The sequence below is a fragment of the Campylobacter sp. RM5004 genome (assembly GCF_022369455.1).
Taxonomy (GTDB): Bacteria; Campylobacterota; Campylobacteria; order Campylobacterales; family Campylobacteraceae; genus Campylobacter_E.
This window is the reverse complement of the sequence record NZ_CP059599.1, coordinates 1246556-1261953: the sequence shown is the minus strand read 5'-3', so window position 1 is coordinate 1261953 and position 15398 is coordinate 1246556. Positions and strand designations below refer to the sequence as shown.

The window sequence follows — 15398 nt, the reverse complement described above, 5'->3', positions numbered from 1 at the left end:
AATTTGAAATAGGAATTTCAAATTCTTTAAAGGAGAAATTATGCCAATAGCACCGAAGCCAAGCAAGTTTATTTGTAAAGATTGTGGGTATTCAGTGGTGATAATTCATAAAAGCGATTGTCTAAGTGCAAATGATTTACCACCATCTAAATGTCCTAAATGTAAAAATAGTGTTTGTTATGATAGAAAAAGAGCTAATGCATTTGATATAGCTTTAGCAAAATTAAAGGAGATTTTATGAAAAAATATAAGCCTACCACAAAAGAAGAATTACAAGAGTTAGTAAAAAATAAGACTATTTATCTAGGTGATATTGATACGAGTTTAATTACTGATATGAGTGAGCTTTTTTATTTAACTAAACGAAAAGATTTTAGTGGGATAAACGAATGGGATACAAGTAATGTAACTAATATGAGCCATATGTTTGAATGGTGTGAATATTTTAATGAAGCTTTGAGCTTTGATACTTCAAGTGTAACTAATATGAGCCATATGTTTGAAAATTGCTACGATTTTAATCAACCATTAAATATTGATACTTCAAAAGTAACCGATATGAGCTATATGTTTAGTCATTGTCGTAGTTTCAACCAACCATTAAACTTCGATACTTCAAAAGTTACAAATATGAGCTTTATGTTTGAAAGTTGTTCTAGCTTTAATCAACCATTAAGTTTTAATACTTTGAATGTAACTAATATGTGTAATATGTTTGAAGGTTGTTATTACTTCAATCAATCATTAAACTTTGATACTTCAAATGTAATTGATATGAGTGCTATGTTTAAAGAATGTAGTCGTTTTAATAAACTATTAAACTTTGATACTTCAAATGTTAAATATATGAGTCGTATGTTTTTTGAATGTGAAGTATTTAATCAACCATTAAATTTTAATACTTCAAATGTAATTGATATGAGTGCTATGTTTAAAGAATGTAGTCGTTTTAATAAACTATTAAACTTTGATACTTCACAAGTTACAGATATGAGTAGTATGTTTAAATATTGTTTTAACTTCAATCAACCATTAAGCTTTGATACTACAAACGTAATTGATATGAGTCATATGTTTCAAGATTGTGTTAATTTTAATCAAGCTTTAAAATTTAATACTTCAAAAGTAACTAATATGAGTTATATGTTCAATGGTTGTGAAAAATTTAATCAAGATTTTGATTTTGATACTTCAAGTTTAATTAATATAACTGGAATGTTTGAAGCGCCTGATTTTTATGATGAAGATGATGAATAGGTAATGAAATTTGTAAAATTAAGCAAAAGAATTTGAAATAGGAATTTCAAATTCTTTTTGCATGGATATGATTAAGACTTTGTTTTTTTGCTAAGACAGGAAAAACTTAAATATTAGTTTATGTATGGTTTTTAGCTTTTGATTTTTATAGGGCTTATTATGCTTGCAATTGTTGGGAAAATTTTTGAATTAATATTTAAAGATTAAAAGCTACAAATTATAACAAAATTGAAATTCCTATTTCATAATTTTTTGGAATTTGAAATAGGAATTATAAAAATTAGCAAGAATAAGTTGTCTTAAACTCATAAGCAGTAGGGCGTTGTTCTACTGGCCAAACTTGATTTTTAAACTTCATATGTTGATAATCTTGTATGCAAACATCAGTAAATGCAGGTTTTAAGTAAGCATTATCACGAATAAGGCTTTCTAAAGCACCCCTTAAAGTGTGTGGTAATTGCTCTATGCCTTTTTCTCTAATCTCATCAAGGCTTAGTTTAAATAAGTTTTCATCCATAGGACCTGCTGCTGTAAGCTCATTTTTAATCCCATCAAGACCAGCTAAAAGCATTGATGAAAATGCCAAATATACATTGCTAGAGCTATCAGGGAAACGCATTTCAACTCTTGCGCTTTTTTCATTAATTCCATAAGGAACCCTACAACTTGCAGAGCGATTTTGACAAGAGTAGGTTAGAATTGATGGAGCTTCAAAGCCTGGTATTAATCTCTTATAAGAATTTGTAGTAGGATTTGTAAATGCTGTTACACTTCTTGCATGTCTTAAAACTCCGCCTATATAATGGATTGCAGTTTTGCTAAGTCCCGCATAGCCGCTTTTATCATAAAATAAGTTTTTGCCATTTTTAAACAAACTCATATGAACATGCATTCCGCTACCATTATCAAGATGAAGTGGTTTTGGCATAAACGTAGCTGTTTTACCATTTAGATGAGCTACCATTTTTACAACATATTTATAGATTTGTACATTATCAGCAGCTTCTACTAAGGTATTAAACTTAACTCCGATTTCGCCTTGACCTTGTGCGTTTTCGTGATGATGAACGAAGCATTCAAGCCCAACTCTTTCTAATACTTGAACCATCTCAGCTCTTAAATCTTGCATACTATCTACTGGTGGCACTGGAGTATAACCGCCTTTTCTTCTAGGGCGATGACCTGTATTATACGCATCATCGTAGTGTTTTGCGTCGTTCCATTCGCCTTCTTCTGTATCTATTAAATACATAGAATGATTCATAGTATCAACAATCTTTACATCATCAAAGATGAAAAACTCATTCTCAGCTCCAAAATAAGCTTTATCAGCGATACCGCTTTCATCTAGCATTTTTAGTGTTCTTTTTGCTATTGTTCTAGGGCATTTTTCATAAAAATCATTTTTATAAACATCAAAAATATCACAAATTACAATAACAGTATTATCACTTGTAAATGGGTCGATAAAAGTTGTTGTAACATCAGGAATTAGTATCATATCACTTTTTTCAATAGGCTGCCAACCTTTATATGAACTTGCATCAAAAGGTATTCCGTTTTTAAGAACATCTTCATCTACGCTTTTCATTGTATAGGTATGATGATTCCAAGTGCCATCAAGAGAAGTAAATCTAAAATCTACAAACTTAATTTCATTGCTTATACAAAAATCAAAGAATTCGGTAACATTATTTACAAATTTAGCCATTTTTTTAACCTTAAGTTAGATTTGTTAGGCTATGATTTTAACTAATATTTTTTAATTAAGTATTATTTTAAGGAAGAAAATAATGACGCAAGAAGAATTAGACGCTTTAATGGCGGGGGGTCTTGATGATTTTGATGATGAAATCATTGATGAACCAAAAGCTAATGAAATCCAAGAAGAAGTAAAGATAGAAGATGAAGATTTAGCTTTAGAAGAAGAATATAAATCATATAGACCAGATTCAAGAAAATCATGGCCGCCACCACCACCAACAGAAGATCACAAAGTTGTAAATCAATTAGATGATGTTACTCGTGATAGCGAAGTAAAAGCTACTGAGCTACTTGAAAAAATTGAAACAATGATGGATTATTTTGCAACTGCTGAAAAAATTATAAAAACATTTAAAAAGTCAGTTCAAAATCAAGTTGATTTATTTACTACTTTAAATGAGAAGTTTCCTAATGTTAATAAATTTAGCGAAGCTTTAGAAGATTGTAAAAATCAATTATCAAGCATTGATGAAGCGTTAGATAATTTAGCTATGGGTCAAGATGAAGCTATGATGGCAATGGATGCTATGCAATATCAAGATATTCATAGACAAAAGATCGAGCGTGTTATAAATGTTATGAGAGCATTGTCTAAATATATGAATAGCTTGTTTGAAGGTAGAATTGATGATGAGAAGAGAGTTAGCAGTGCTGTTCATATTGAAGGTGATAGTACGGCTGATTTAGTAACAAACGATGATATTGAAGCATTAATTGCATCGTTAGGTAAAAAATAATGATAAGACCACAAATAATTGCTCCAGCAGGTAATTTAAAAAAATTAAAAATTGCTGTAAATTATGGTGCTGATGCTGTTTATGCAGGGCTTTCATCATTTTCTTTGCGTTCTCGTGCTGCTAAAGAATTTGATGAAACTAGCTTTGCAGAAGGTATTAAGTATGCTCATGATAGGGGTGTGCAAGTTTATGCAACTGTGAATGGTTTTCATGTAAGTGCACAAATTGAAGGGCTAAAAAGACATTTAGCATTGCTTGCTGAATTAAAGCCAGATGCTTTAATAATTGCTAGTATAGGTGCGATGAAATTAGCAAGAGAAATTGCACCAAATATTCCTATACATGTAAGCACTCAAGCAAATATTTTAAACTATGAAGATGCTTTAGTTTATAAAGAATTAGGAGCAAAAAGAGTTGTAATTGCTAGAGAATTAGGCTTAAAAGATGCTTGTGATATAGCAAAAAATGCAGATATTGAAATAGAAGCTTTTGTTCATGGCTCTATGTGTTTTGCTTATAGTGGGAGATGTTTAATCTCAGCAGTTCAAAGTGGCAGACGCTCAAATCTAGGAGCTTGTGCGAATGATTGTAGATTTCCTTATGAATTGTATGCAAAAAACCCAGAAAATAATGCTTTATTTAGAGTCGTAGAAGATGATTTAGGAACTCATATTTTTAATTCAAAAGATTTAAAATTAGCTAATTATATAGATAAAATTATGGAAAAAAATGCCATAAATGCTTTTAAAATTGAAGGAAGAACTAAAAGTGAGTATTATGTAGCATGTGCTACTAGAACTTATAAACAAGCAGTTCTTGATACTTTAAATAATCAATTTGATGCTAAAAAATATGATGATGAATTAAATACCTTAAAATCTCGTGGTTTTACAGATGGATATTTAATGGCAAGACCTTATGAAAAAGAAGATACCCAAAATCATGAAACTTCTATAATGCAAGGAACAATGCAAGTTCATGGATTTAGCGAAAATGGTAAGAGCATTGCTAGTAAAGGTGTTATTAAAACAGGTTTTGAGTATGAAATTTTTGCACCTTTAAATGCAAAAATTGAGTTTGTTAGCAATGAAATAGGCGAAATTTATAAGCGTGATGATAAATATTTTTGTAAGTTTAAAAAACTTATAAATGAAAATAAAAAAGAATTTATTGAATTACACAGCGGTAATGTAAATGAGATTTTAAGTCCATCTTTATTACCAGAGTTTAGTTTTTTAAGAGCATAAAGGATAAAAATGCAAACATATCTTGAACTTAGTGAATTTTGTAAATTAGTTCATTTAAATGAAGAAGTTGTAATGGCTATGGTTAAAAGTGGTTCTTTAAAACATAAATATGAAAACGATAGACTTTTAATTGAAGCAAATGCAGGAACTTTTGCTATTGTTCCTGTTAAGGATAAAAACATTGAAGTTCAAGATATTGCAAATACGCCAGCCGGTAATTTTATAGAAAAAACTATCGGAACTATTTTAAATCTTCACGAAAAAGTATTAGATGCAAAAGATGAAACGCTAGATGTTTTAAGGGGAGAAAATGCTTTTTTAAAAGAAGCACTTTATTCTATGCAAGAACTTTATGATGAAGATAGAAAAATAATTGATACTTTAAATGCTGAATTAAAAGACGCTAGAGAAGAGATAGAGTATTTAAAGCGTAAATATAAGCTAATGTGGAATAAAGCTGTAGAAAATTATCAAAAGGATAATAAAGAATAATTAAGTTAATTTTAGCTTAATGTTTTTATTATTTATACTATTTAATAGAATATCAAAAAGAATTTGAAATAGGAATTTGAAAAATAAATTCTATAAAAACTTATATAAATTTGTTAAAAAATACCTTTTTTTATTACAATCTACATTATTATCAAAGGAGAATTAATGAAAGTACTATTAATTAAAGATGTAAAAGGCTTAGGAAAAGCTGGAGAAGTAAAAGAAGTAAAAGATGGATATGGACAAAATTTCTTAATCGGTAAAGGTTTTGCAAAAGTTGCTAGCACAGAAGTTTTAAGAAAACATGCAAGCGATGTAAAGAAAAAAGAAGAGCAAGACAGATACGAACTTGAATTAATGAATAAATTAAAAGAGAGTTTAGCTGATAAAAAAGTAATCGTTAAAAAACAATTAGGAGCTAATGGAGCATTGTTTGGTGGAGTTACAAAAGATGAAATTTCACAAGCTATTAAAGAGCAATATAATCTAGAGCTTGATAAAAAAAGCATACAAGATTATTCAATAAAAGCAGAAGGCGAATATAAAGTTAGTGCGAAATTAGGTCATGGCATTGTTGCTGAATTTGTTGTAGTAGTTAAAGGTGCTTAATGTTTCACGCTACAACGATATTAGCTTATAAAGGCAAAGAGGCTTCAGTTATTGGTGGAGATGGACAAGTTACCTTTGGTAACACCGTTTTAAAAGGTAATGCTGTAAAACTTAGAAAGCTTTATGAAGGAAAAGTATTAGCAGGATTTGCAGGAAGCACTGCTGATGCTTTTACTTTATTTGATATGTTTGAAAAAATGCTTGAAAGCAAAAAAGGTGATTTAGAAAGAGCTGTTATTGAGTTTTCTAAAGAATGGAGAAAAGATAAATATTTAAGAAAACTTGAAGCTATGATGATAGTTTTAAATAGAAAACAAATATTTTTATTAAGTGGGACAGGTGATGTTGTTGTTCCGCAAGATGAATGTATTTGTGCTATCGGAAGTGGCGGAGCTTATGCGCTTAGTGCTGCAAGAGCATTACACAATCATGCAAATCTTGATGAATTAAGTCTAGTTAAAGAAAGTCTTAAAATAGCAGGAGAGATTTGTATTTATACAAATACTAATATAACTACTTATGAATTAAGGGATTAATGATGCAGATGTTACCTAAAGAAATAGTTGAATTTTTAGATGAATATGTAATAGGTCAAGAAAAAGCTAAAAAAATTATAGCAATTGCTTTAAGGAATAGATATAGAAGATTAAAGCTTGATGAAGCTATGCAAGATGATGTTGTTCCTAAAAATATTTTAATGATAGGAAGCACAGGTGTTGGTAAAACAGAAATTGCAAGAAGAATTGCGAAATTAATGGGCTTACCTTTTATTAAAGTAGAGGCTAGTAAATATACAGAAGTTGGCTTTGTTGGTCGTGATGTTGAAAGTATGGTAAGAGATCTTGCAAATGCAGCTTTAAGCTTGGTAAAAAACGAACATTTAGAAAAAAACAAAACAAAATTAAGCGAATTAGTAGAAAATAAAATTTTAGAAAAATTATTACCACCTTTACCAAAAGGCGTGAGTGAAGAAAAACAAGCTGAATATGAAACAAGCTTAGAGAAAATGAAAGAGCGTTTAAGGAATAAAGAATTTGAAGATAGAGTTATAGAGATTTTTGTAACTCAACGTTCACTTGAAACAAATCCAAATTTACCACCAGAGCTTGCTAGTATGCAAGAAATGGTAAAAGTTATCGGTATTGCTGATAAAAAAATCAAAAAAGAACTAAAAATAAAAGATGCTAGAAAAGTTTTAGAAAGTGAATTAACCGATAGCGTATTAGATAATGAAAGTATTAAAGATGAAGCTTTAAGAAGAGTGCAAAATGAAGGCATTATTTTCATTGATGAGATTGATAAAGTTGCAGTAAGTAGTGGTAGCTCAAATAGACAAGATCCAAGCAAAGAAGGTGTTCAAAGAGACTTATTACCTATTGTAGAAGGTAGTGTTGTAAATACAAAATTAGGTAATGTAAAAACCGATCATATATTATTTATTGCAGCAGGTGCATTTCATTTAAGTAAGCCAAGTGATTTAATCCCTGAATTACAAGGAAGATTTCCATTAAGAGTAGAACTTGATAGTTTAGGAGCTGATGAATTATATGAGATTTTAACAAGACCAAAAAATTCACTCTTAAAACAATATAAAGCATTATTAGGAACCGAAGGTGTTAATTTAGTATTTGAAGATGATGCTATTAAAAAAATCGCTAAAATTGCAGCTCAAGCTAATGAGAGCATGGAAGATATAGGTGCAAGACGCTTACATACTGTTATTGAAAAATTAGTTGAAGATATTTCATACGAGTGTGATAAATATCAAGGTAAAGATTGCGTAATTGATACCAAATTAGTTGATGAAAAATTAGGCAGTATCATAGAAAATCAAGATATAGCAAGATACATCTTATGAAAAGTGGTTTTGTAAGTGTAATTGGCAGAACAAATGCCGGAAAAAGCACTATGGTTAATTCATTACTAGGCGAAAATCTTTGCCTAGTATCACATAAAGAAAACGCTACAAGAAGAAAAATGAATGTAGTCATAATGCATAAAGAAAATCAAATTGTATTGGTAGATACCCCAGGCCTTCATGAAAGTAATAAAAGCTTTAATCAGTTGCTAATTGAGGCAGCAAAAAAAAGTATAGATGAATGCGATTTGATTTTATTTGTTATGAGTGTTTTTGATAAAATTGATGAGTATAAAAAATTTTTAGAATTAAAGCCTAAAGTAGAGCATTTAGTGGTTTTAAATAAGGTTGATTTAATAGAACCAGAAAAACTATTAGCAAAATTAAGCGAGTTTAATGCTTTAGAAAAAGTTCCAAATATTATTCCTTATACTTCAAAAAATAAATTTTATAAAACTAAATTATTAGATGAGATTATCAAGTATTTGCCAGAACACCCATATTTTTTTGATCCTGAATATACAACAGATAAAAATACTAAAGATGTTATTAAGGAATTAATCATAGAAAGTATTTATCAAAATTTAAGTGATGAATTACCATATTGTTGTGAAGTTTTGATTAGTAAAGTTATAGAAAAGGATAGTTCTTTAACAATTTATGCAGATATTGTTACAGATTCAGAAAATCATAAAGCAATGTTAATAGGCCGTGATGCTAATACTATTAAGCGTATAGGAATAGTTGCAAGAAAGAGAATTTCTGAATTATTTTTATTAAAAACCAATTTAAAGCTTATTGTAAAAGTTCAAAAAAAATGGTATGATAATGAGAACTTTTTGAAAAAAGTAGGCTTAAAACAATAAATTTTTAGAGGTATTTATATGGCTAAAACAGCGAAAAAAAGAGAAATAGTTGCTTACGATTCAAGCACCAAAAAACTCTATAAACTTGCTGATAATGTCCTTAGTGAAATAACAGTTAAAGAAAGAGCTAGCTCAGCTTATAATATCACTTATATGCCTGGTGATAATGTAAAGTATGTTTCTGTTGAAGTTCCTAATGGTTCTGAAGAGGATGAAATCAGTATAATTACAAATAAAACTTATGAGTTACTTGAATTGGATATAGAAAAGGAATATAAGATTTCTTATAGTATTTCTAATGCAAGTATGGGAATAAATACGGTTTATAATGTATTTGTTGTAGAAAATGAAAAAATTGAATCAGAATTTAAAGAGGTTGCAAACAAATTACAATATATTGATTATATTGATATGGAACCTCTTATGTATCAAAATTATTATACAAGTAAAATAATTGAAGGTGATGGAGTTCAAGTATTCATATATTTTCATAAAACTTATGCTACGCTTACTGTTTATAAAGATGGAGAATTAATTAATTATAAAATACTTAGCAAATTAAGTATCGATATGCTACATAGTAGTTTTTCTCATGATTTAGGAGAAAGAATTCCTGAGCATATGTTCTTAAATGAATTATCTAAGTATGGATTTGATCATATTGATGATGCTAAAAGAGTTTCTTTAAACAAGATTTTAGGTGATGCATTTAAATTTTTAACTTCAAATTTAGCAATTATTCTAAAAACTGCCCAGTTAGACAAAGCTACAATAAGTAAAGTTTTTGTTGGAACGGATATAGGATTAAGTCAAAATTTCTTAAAAAAAGTAGAAGTATTATTTGCTAATTTTAAAAACATAAATGATGATGAAATTCTTGAAATGCTTTTAAATAATAAAGTTGTAGTTGGAATTAATAGTTTAGAAGTTACAGAATTTGTTAATATCCATAAAATTAAATATGATTTATTTAAAAATATTAGAAATTTTACCGTAGAAGTTAATTCGCCTTCAGAATTTACTAGTACTCCAGAAAAGGAAGGTGGAGAATTAAGGATTAATCCTTTTGTATTATTAAGCTTTTTAAGAGCTAATGAACAATTAAAATTACCTAATGATGTATTTAATATATCAATGTTTTTAAGACCACCGCCTTTTGCTAAAAGGTATTCAGGAAAATTAATCTTATCTATTCTTGCAATAGTTATTTTAGCTAGTATTTATCCTGTTTATAATTATGTAATAGGTCAATTATTAGAAATTGAAACAAAAGAGATAACAGAAAAAATACCACCAAGACAAAATGAATATGAAAGAATTGATAATGAGATTAAGAGCTTACAAGCACAATTAAATGACTTAAGAGATAGGACTAATGAGGCAGAAAGAACTCTTTCATTTAGATACGAGCTTTTAAATAATATACATGATAAAAAGGTTAATTATTTATCAAAAGCAAATGCTTCAGTAAAATTAGCTAATATTTTAAACTCAAGCCATATTAAAGTTACAAATATTACTTTTAACGATAAAATTATTAACTTAAGATTAAAAGGAACAACTAGCGGTGTAACTGCGTTTTTAAAAGAAATAGGAGCTGATGATACTTATACAATAGAGTCTAGAGATGTGTTAATTAAGTTCTTAAATTCAGAAGATAAAGAAAAAGAATATGAAAGCAATATCGTAATAAGGATATTAAAATGAAACAAGCAAGTTTATTTGATAAAATAGATAGCTACTATGAGAAACAACCAAATAGTAATGTATTTTATATGACTATTTTTTTATTTCTTATGCTGTTTGGATATTTAATTTATGATTATACTTATGAATCATCTGAAGAATATGTAGCTACCGAAACACAAAAGTTAGATAATGCAAAAGCAGAATTGCAAAAACTTGATGATTTTATTGAGCGTGAAAGACAAAATTCACAAATTCAAAGATTAACACAAGAAATAATGAGTGTTGATAAAAGAAAGAAAGAAGTTGATGCAGAGAATTTATATTTTGATGAAAAATTAAGAGATGCTTCAAGACTTCTTTATAATCAAAAAAATTGGTCTGAATTTATGGCTAAAATTGATGATATTTCAAGAAAATACAATGTAGTTTTAGGTGATGTAAATAGCAGTGTTAATGATTTAGTAAGCCAAAAAGTTGAAGAAGTGTTTAATGTTAATTTCTCAATTGTAGGTAAATTCCAAAATATTTTACAGTTTGTAAATAGTTTAGAGCAATCAATCGATGTTGTTGATGTTAATATGCTAAAGCTTGATAAAATTAATATTAACAATGAATCAAATGAACAAACAAATAATTCTGAAGTAAAATATACTAGTGATATTAAAGCAGATATTAAAATCTCAATATGGGGGATTAAATACTAATGAAAAAAATATTTTTTATACTTATTTGCTTTCAAGCTTTATTTGCTATGACAAGAGCTGAAATAGATAAGAAGTTTAGCGAATTAGTGGAAATTAGAGATACTATTGAGTATAGTGAAATAGTTAGAACTAATGACCCGTTTTATAAAGATAAGATTAAATCAGATGAAGTTATTACTTTTACTTTACATGCAATAGTTGATAAAAGAGTGAAAATAAATCAAAAGTGGTATGGATTAAACAATGTAATTGCAGCAGGTTACAGAGTTGTAAGTATCAATAAAGAAAGAGTAGGACTTTCTAATTCAATTAATTATATAGAACTTAATTTAAAGGATAATCAGTATGTTAAAATCAATGTTAAATAAGACAGTTTTATCTATAAGCACAGCATTAATATTATCAAGTTCTTTGAATGCAGCAGATTGTTCAAAAAGAGCTTTTGATATAAAGGTTAATAAAGAAGATACATCAGCATATGAAATTATAAATCAATTATCAAAAGTTTGTGATTTTAGTGTTGTTTATAAGGATTCTTATTCTAAGAATATTTTAAATACAAGACAAGATGGAATAAGTATTAAAAATATGCATATTAATAATGTTTTTGATTTACTTATAAAAGAACAAGGTTTAGATTATGAATTTGCAAATAATATTTTAAAAATTCAAGGTCTTCAAACAAAAACTTTTAAATTAGATTATATTACCTCAGTTCGTAAAGGTAGTGCAATTACTAAGGCAAATGTTGAATCTCAAGCTTCAAGTAGTGATAGTAGTAGTTCAAATTCTAGTTCAAGTTCTGATAGCGATAATATGATTGAGACTAAAGAAGAGTTTGATTTTTGGAAAAATATAGGTAAAGAGATATCAGATATTGTTCAAAACTCAGGACAGAATATTCCTATCGTTCCGCCTACGATTAACTCAAATGCAGGTTTAATAACTGTTACTTCAAGTAATGAAATATTAGATAGAATTGAAACATATTTAAATCAAGTTCAAGAATCACTTAAAAAACAAGTAATAATTGATGTTTCAATTATTGAAGTAAGCCTAAATAAATCACATAAAACCGGTATAGATTGGACTCAGTTTAATTTAGGTTTTGATACGACAGGATTATTACCGGGTCAAGGAATTTCAAGCATAATTCCAAATGATGTTATCTTTGGTGGAACTGGTAGCATAAGAGATAAAAGTGCTAATTTTACTGGCGTTACTTTTGGAAAAACTCATAATGGAAGATGGAATGGAAAAGAAAATATAGCTTTAAACATGGGTGTTAATTTAACAGGTATGATAAATTTTCTTAAAGAAAGCGGAGATGTTAAAGTTGTATCAAGTCCAAAAATAGCTACTTTAAATAACCAACAAGCATTAATTACAGTAGGTAATACTTATAATTATAAACTTAAAGGAAGTAGTACAACAACTGATAGCGGTAGTACCGGTGATGCAGATGAAGAAAAATCAATATTTGTAGGTATTTTATTAAATATCTTACCTGAAATATCAGATGATAATAAGATTATGTTAAGAATTAACCCAAGCATTAGTGAATTATTACGCCCAGAAGATTCTAGGGTAAATAGTGCTAAAGGTTATAGAGAAGTTGCACCTGATACAAGACAAAAGAAATTATCAACAGTTGTTCAAGTAAGAGATGGCGAAACTATTGTTTTAGGTGGTTTAATAACTGATTCAGATACATTCAAAAAGAATGGAATTCCTGTTTTACAAGATATTCCTTTAGTAGGTAAATTATTTGGTTCAAAAGAAAAATCTAAAGATAAAGCAGAGCTTGTATTTGTTATAACTCCACATATAGTTGATTTTACTAAAGATAAAGAAGATATTAAAAAATCTTTAGAAGATTTAGGATATACTTTAGCGATTGATTATAAAGAAGATTTAAAACCAACTGCAACTAAAAATGTATTTAAACAAAAAGCAGAAGAATTTGATTCAGTAAATGAAGCTGAATAAAGGCTTGTTTTGAATAAATATACATTAGCAAAAGAATTATTTATAGATAATTTAGAAAGTCTTAGATTTATTAATCTTGATAAATCTAAGATTGCTTATCATAAGATTATCACTTCATTAGAAAAACCATTAAAATTAGTATTATTTTATGGAAAACCAGGTTGTGGCAAAACATTTTTATTGCATAAAATTGAAAAAGACTTGAAAGAAAAAAATAAAAAAATTATATTATTAGAGCAGCCATTTTACTCAGAATCAGGATTTTATACGGAACTACACAAAAAAATTTTTAATGAATATATTGAAATTGAAAAATATGAAGATTTTTTAAATATATTTAAATCAAAAATAACTCAAACCCCAGAAGAATTAAAATACGATGGCTATATGATAATGCTTGATGAAGCTCAAATGTATCCTAATATTTTATTAGAAAAGATTAGATTATTATCAGATACTAGGATGTTTAAATTTTTATTTACAGTTCATAAGACAATAGCAGATGAAGACATATTAGCGCAAGAGCACTTTACAACTAGAATTTGGGAAAGTATTGAGCTTAGCGAATCTAGTGAAGATGAAATTAAGACATATATAGACAAAAAATTAGAAACTTTAAAAAATGGTTTAGATAAAGGATTTTTTAATAGCAAAAATTATAAGTTCATTTATCAAATTACAAAAGGTAATCTAAGAACTGTAAATATGTTATTATATAAAGCTTTTGAAATATATGAATTTTATGAGCAAGAAAGATTTAGTGAATTTAATAACCCTAGAATTAATGAAAAAGTTTTAGAAATGGCTGCAATTGATAAAGGTTTATTACATGCTTAATTTACACGAAGTTATAGAGCTTGAAAATAAATGGCTTGCATATACAAACAAAAAAAAGAAAAAGAAATATTTTATTTTGTATGTATTGTTGGCAATTTTCTTTGTATTGATTCTTTTATCTATTATTTTTTATGCATATTCAAAAGGTGCTAGTGAACTTGAAATGAATGTTAAAAAAAGTAATCAAGAGATTAAAAGACAAATAGATGAAAAAAAAGTAAAGATTGAAAAAGAGAAAATACTTGAAAGTAAAACAAAAATTGAAAATAAAATAATAGAACCTATAAAAGAAGAAAAGCTTGTGGTTAAAGAAAATAAAATTACTAATGATAATAGTGATGAAATTTTAACCTTAAGCATTATGAATATCAATGTTAAGAATTCAACTTTAAAAAAATCTCAAGAAACACCACAAAAGCAGATAATAAAAGCAATACCTAAAACAGTAAATACAGGTAATATTGTAATTACTGATTTGAATACAAAAACATTAGATGCTAAAGAAGAATTAAATGATTTAGAATACTTAAAACTTAAATTTGCAGAGACAAATAGCATTTATTTTGCATTAGATATTGCAAATACATATTATTCTAAGGCTAAGTATAAGGATGCAAGAGATTGGGCTTTAACAGCAAATAAAATTAATCCTAAAAATGATGATAGCTGGATATTATTTGCTAAATCAAGTTACAAGTTAGGTTTTAAAGAACAAGCTATTAATTCTTTAAATAATTATTTAAAAAATAGTAATTCTAAAAAAATAAAAGATGCTTTAGATTTAATTAAAAAAGGTCAATTATGAAAAAATTTTTATTCTTAATAATAGCTATTCAAAGCTTTGCTATTAATATTGCTGATATTAATAAAGCAATTGCAAATAAAGAATATTCAAAAGTATGTAATAATTCAATTTATGATATAGCTATAAAAAATAAAGATGATGGTTTATTAAATTTATATGCCATTGCTTGTTTAAAGTCTGATTATATAAATAAATTATCAGCAGTAATTATAGCTTTAAGAAATTCTAAAGAAGCAAGAGCTAATGCTGTGTATTATTCTACAATTTTATATAAGAAAAAATTATTACATTCTGCCTTGGTAGATGGTTTAAATATAAATGCTATTAAATTACCTAAATGTGATTATATTTTATCAGATATTTACGATGATTATATTAGTCAAAATTATACTAAACAAGATGATAAATATATTTTTAGCTATAATGATAAAATATATGAACTAAGTTTAAAAGAAGATAAGCCATTTACAAAAATGGTTGTTAAAATAAAAAGTTTAAATAATGAAATTTTAGATGTGAAAGAGTACTGGTAATGGAATTTGTA

17 protein-coding genes are annotated in these 15398 nt (G+C 27.4%); 16 read left to right on the top strand and 1 reads right to left on the bottom strand.

Annotated features, from left to right (window positions below; translation table 11 throughout):
• Positions 1-40 precede the first annotated feature (40 nt).
• On the top strand, positions 41-241 hold the full coding sequence (locus AVANS_RS06250) for a hypothetical protein (protein WP_239817031.1): 201 nt from the start codon (positions 41-43) through the stop codon (positions 239-241).
• Positions 238-1257, top strand: coding sequence for a BspA family leucine-rich repeat surface protein (locus AVANS_RS06245; RefSeq protein WP_239817030.1), 1020 nt, complete (start codon positions 238-240; stop codon positions 1255-1257). The genes AVANS_RS06250 and AVANS_RS06245 overlap by 4 nt, the downstream gene beginning before the upstream one ends.
• A gap of 280 nt (positions 1258-1537) precedes the next feature.
• On the opposite strand, the gene glnA is transcribed toward AVANS_RS06245, so the two are convergent.
• A complete protein-coding gene (gene glnA / locus AVANS_RS06240) occupies positions 1538-2968 on the bottom strand; it encodes a type I glutamate--ammonia ligase (protein WP_239817029.1) in 1431 nt (476 codons plus the stop codon).
• 82 nt (positions 2969-3050) lie between these two features.
• Between glnA and AVANS_RS06235 the strand changes: the two genes are divergently transcribed.
• The 14 genes from AVANS_RS06235 (at position 3051) to AVANS_RS06170 (ending at position 15387) form a co-directional block, all read left to right on the top strand.
• Positions 3051-3758 (top strand): chemotaxis protein, encoded by a 708-nt coding sequence (locus AVANS_RS06235; RefSeq protein WP_239817028.1) that lies wholly within the window; start codon positions 3051-3053, stop codon positions 3756-3758.
• On the top strand, positions 3758-5005 hold the full coding sequence (locus AVANS_RS06230) for a peptidase U32 family protein (RefSeq protein WP_239817027.1): 1248 nt from the start codon (positions 3758-3760) through the stop codon (positions 5003-5005). Before AVANS_RS06235 ends, AVANS_RS06230 begins: the two co-directional genes overlap by 1 nt.
• A 9-nt stretch (positions 5006-5014) precedes the next feature.
• The gene (locus AVANS_RS06225; protein WP_239817026.1) at positions 5015-5497 is read left to right on the top strand and encodes a DUF3972 domain-containing protein; all 483 of its coding nucleotides are present in this window, start codon (positions 5015-5017) and stop codon (positions 5495-5497) included.
• Between the two features lie 165 nt (positions 5498-5662).
• On the top strand, positions 5663-6106 hold the full coding sequence (rplI, locus tag AVANS_RS06220; RefSeq protein WP_239817025.1) for a 50S ribosomal protein L9: 444 nt from the start codon (positions 5663-5665) through the stop codon (positions 6104-6106).
• Positions 6106-6642: an ATP-dependent protease subunit HslV gene (hslV, locus tag AVANS_RS06215; protein WP_239817024.1), complete on the top strand. Its 537-nt coding sequence runs from the start codon at positions 6106-6108 to the stop codon at positions 6640-6642. Before rplI ends, hslV begins: the two co-directional genes overlap by 1 nt.
• A 2-nt stretch (positions 6643-6644) precedes the next feature.
• Positions 6645-7964 (top strand): HslU--HslV peptidase ATPase subunit, encoded by a 1320-nt coding sequence (gene hslU, locus AVANS_RS06210; protein WP_239817023.1) that lies wholly within the window; start codon positions 6645-6647, stop codon positions 7962-7964.
• The gene (gene era, locus AVANS_RS06205; protein ID WP_239817022.1) at positions 7961-8830 is read left to right on the top strand and encodes a GTPase Era; all 870 of its coding nucleotides are present in this window, start codon (positions 7961-7963) and stop codon (positions 8828-8830) included. Before hslU ends, era begins: the two co-directional genes overlap by 4 nt.
• 18 nt (positions 8831-8848) lie before the next feature.
• Entirely contained in the window at positions 8849-10537 is a 1689-nt protein-coding gene (locus tag AVANS_RS06200) for a hypothetical protein (RefSeq protein ID WP_239817021.1), read from the top strand.
• A complete protein-coding gene (locus AVANS_RS06195; RefSeq protein WP_239817020.1) occupies positions 10534-11223 on the top strand; it encodes a hypothetical protein in 690 nt (229 codons plus the stop codon). The genes AVANS_RS06200 and AVANS_RS06195 overlap by 4 nt, the downstream gene beginning before the upstream one ends.
• The gene (locus tag AVANS_RS06190) at positions 11223-11591 is read left to right on the top strand and encodes a hypothetical protein (RefSeq protein ID WP_239817019.1); all 369 of its coding nucleotides are present in this window, start codon (positions 11223-11225) and stop codon (positions 11589-11591) included. Before AVANS_RS06195 ends, AVANS_RS06190 begins: the two co-directional genes overlap by 1 nt.
• Positions 11569-13212: a pilus (MSHA type) biogenesis protein MshL gene (gene mshL, locus AVANS_RS06185; protein ID WP_239817018.1), complete on the top strand. Its 1644-nt coding sequence runs from the start codon at positions 11569-11571 to the stop codon at positions 13210-13212. The genes AVANS_RS06190 and mshL overlap by 23 nt, the downstream gene beginning before the upstream one ends.
• Positions 13213-13221: 9 nt before the next feature.
• Positions 13222-14049: an ATP-binding protein gene (locus tag AVANS_RS06180; protein WP_239817017.1), complete on the top strand. Its 828-nt coding sequence runs from the start codon at positions 13222-13224 to the stop codon at positions 14047-14049.
• Positions 14042-14854, top strand: coding sequence for a CDC27 family protein (locus tag AVANS_RS06175; protein WP_239817016.1), 813 nt, complete (start codon positions 14042-14044; stop codon positions 14852-14854). The genes AVANS_RS06180 and AVANS_RS06175 overlap by 8 nt, the downstream gene beginning before the upstream one ends.
• Positions 14851-15387, top strand: a complete 537-nt coding sequence (locus AVANS_RS06170; protein WP_239817015.1) for a hypothetical protein — start codon at positions 14851-14853, stop codon at positions 15385-15387. The genes AVANS_RS06175 and AVANS_RS06170 overlap by 4 nt, the downstream gene beginning before the upstream one ends.
• The last annotated feature ends 11 nt before the right edge of the window (positions 15388-15398 follow it).

Bases quoted from the DNA above. Each gene is read 5' to 3' on its own strand.
- AVANS_RS06250 (WP_239817031.1), top strand. From the start codon at position 41: ATGCCAATAGCACCGAAGCCAAGCAAGTTTATTTGTAAAGATTGTGGG.
- AVANS_RS06235 (WP_239817028.1), top strand. From the start codon at position 3,051: ATGACGCAAGAAGAATTAGACGCTTTAATGGCGGGGGGTCTTGATGAT.
- AVANS_RS06225 (WP_239817026.1), top strand. From the start codon at position 5,015: ATGCAAACATATCTTGAACTTAGTGAATTTTGTAAATTAGTTCATTTA.
- AVANS_RS06195 (WP_239817020.1), top strand. From the start codon at position 10,534: ATGAAACAAGCAAGTTTATTTGATAAAATAGATAGCTACTATGAGAAA.
- rplI (WP_239817025.1), top strand. From the start codon at position 5,663: ATGAAAGTACTATTAATTAAAGATGTAAAAGGCTTAGGAAAAGCTGGA.
- glnA (WP_239817029.1), bottom strand. From the start codon at position 2,968: ATGGCTAAATTTGTAAATAATGTTACCGAATTCTTTGATTTTTGTATA.
- mshL (WP_239817018.1), top strand. From the start codon at position 11,569: ATGTTAAAATCAATGTTAAATAAGACAGTTTTATCTATAAGCACAGCA.
- AVANS_RS06230 (WP_239817027.1), top strand. From the start codon at position 3,758: ATGATAAGACCACAAATAATTGCTCCAGCAGGTAATTTAAAAAAATTA.
- AVANS_RS06190 (WP_239817019.1), top strand. From the start codon at position 11,223: ATGAAAAAAATATTTTTTATACTTATTTGCTTTCAAGCTTTATTTGCT.
- AVANS_RS06175 (WP_239817016.1), top strand. From the start codon at position 14,042: ATGCTTAATTTACACGAAGTTATAGAGCTTGAAAATAAATGGCTTGCA.
- AVANS_RS06245 (WP_239817030.1), top strand. From the start codon at position 238: ATGAAAAAATATAAGCCTACCACAAAAGAAGAATTACAAGAGTTAGTA.
- AVANS_RS06170 (WP_239817015.1), top strand. From the start codon at position 14,851: ATGAAAAAATTTTTATTCTTAATAATAGCTATTCAAAGCTTTGCTATT.
- hslU (WP_239817023.1), top strand. From the start codon at position 6,645: ATGCAGATGTTACCTAAAGAAATAGTTGAATTTTTAGATGAATATGTA.
- hslV (WP_239817024.1), top strand. From the start codon at position 6,106: ATGTTTCACGCTACAACGATATTAGCTTATAAAGGCAAAGAGGCTTCA.
- AVANS_RS06200 (WP_239817021.1), top strand. From the start codon at position 8,849: ATGGCTAAAACAGCGAAAAAAAGAGAAATAGTTGCTTACGATTCAAGC.
- era (WP_239817022.1), top strand. From the start codon at position 7,961: ATGAAAAGTGGTTTTGTAAGTGTAATTGGCAGAACAAATGCCGGAAAA.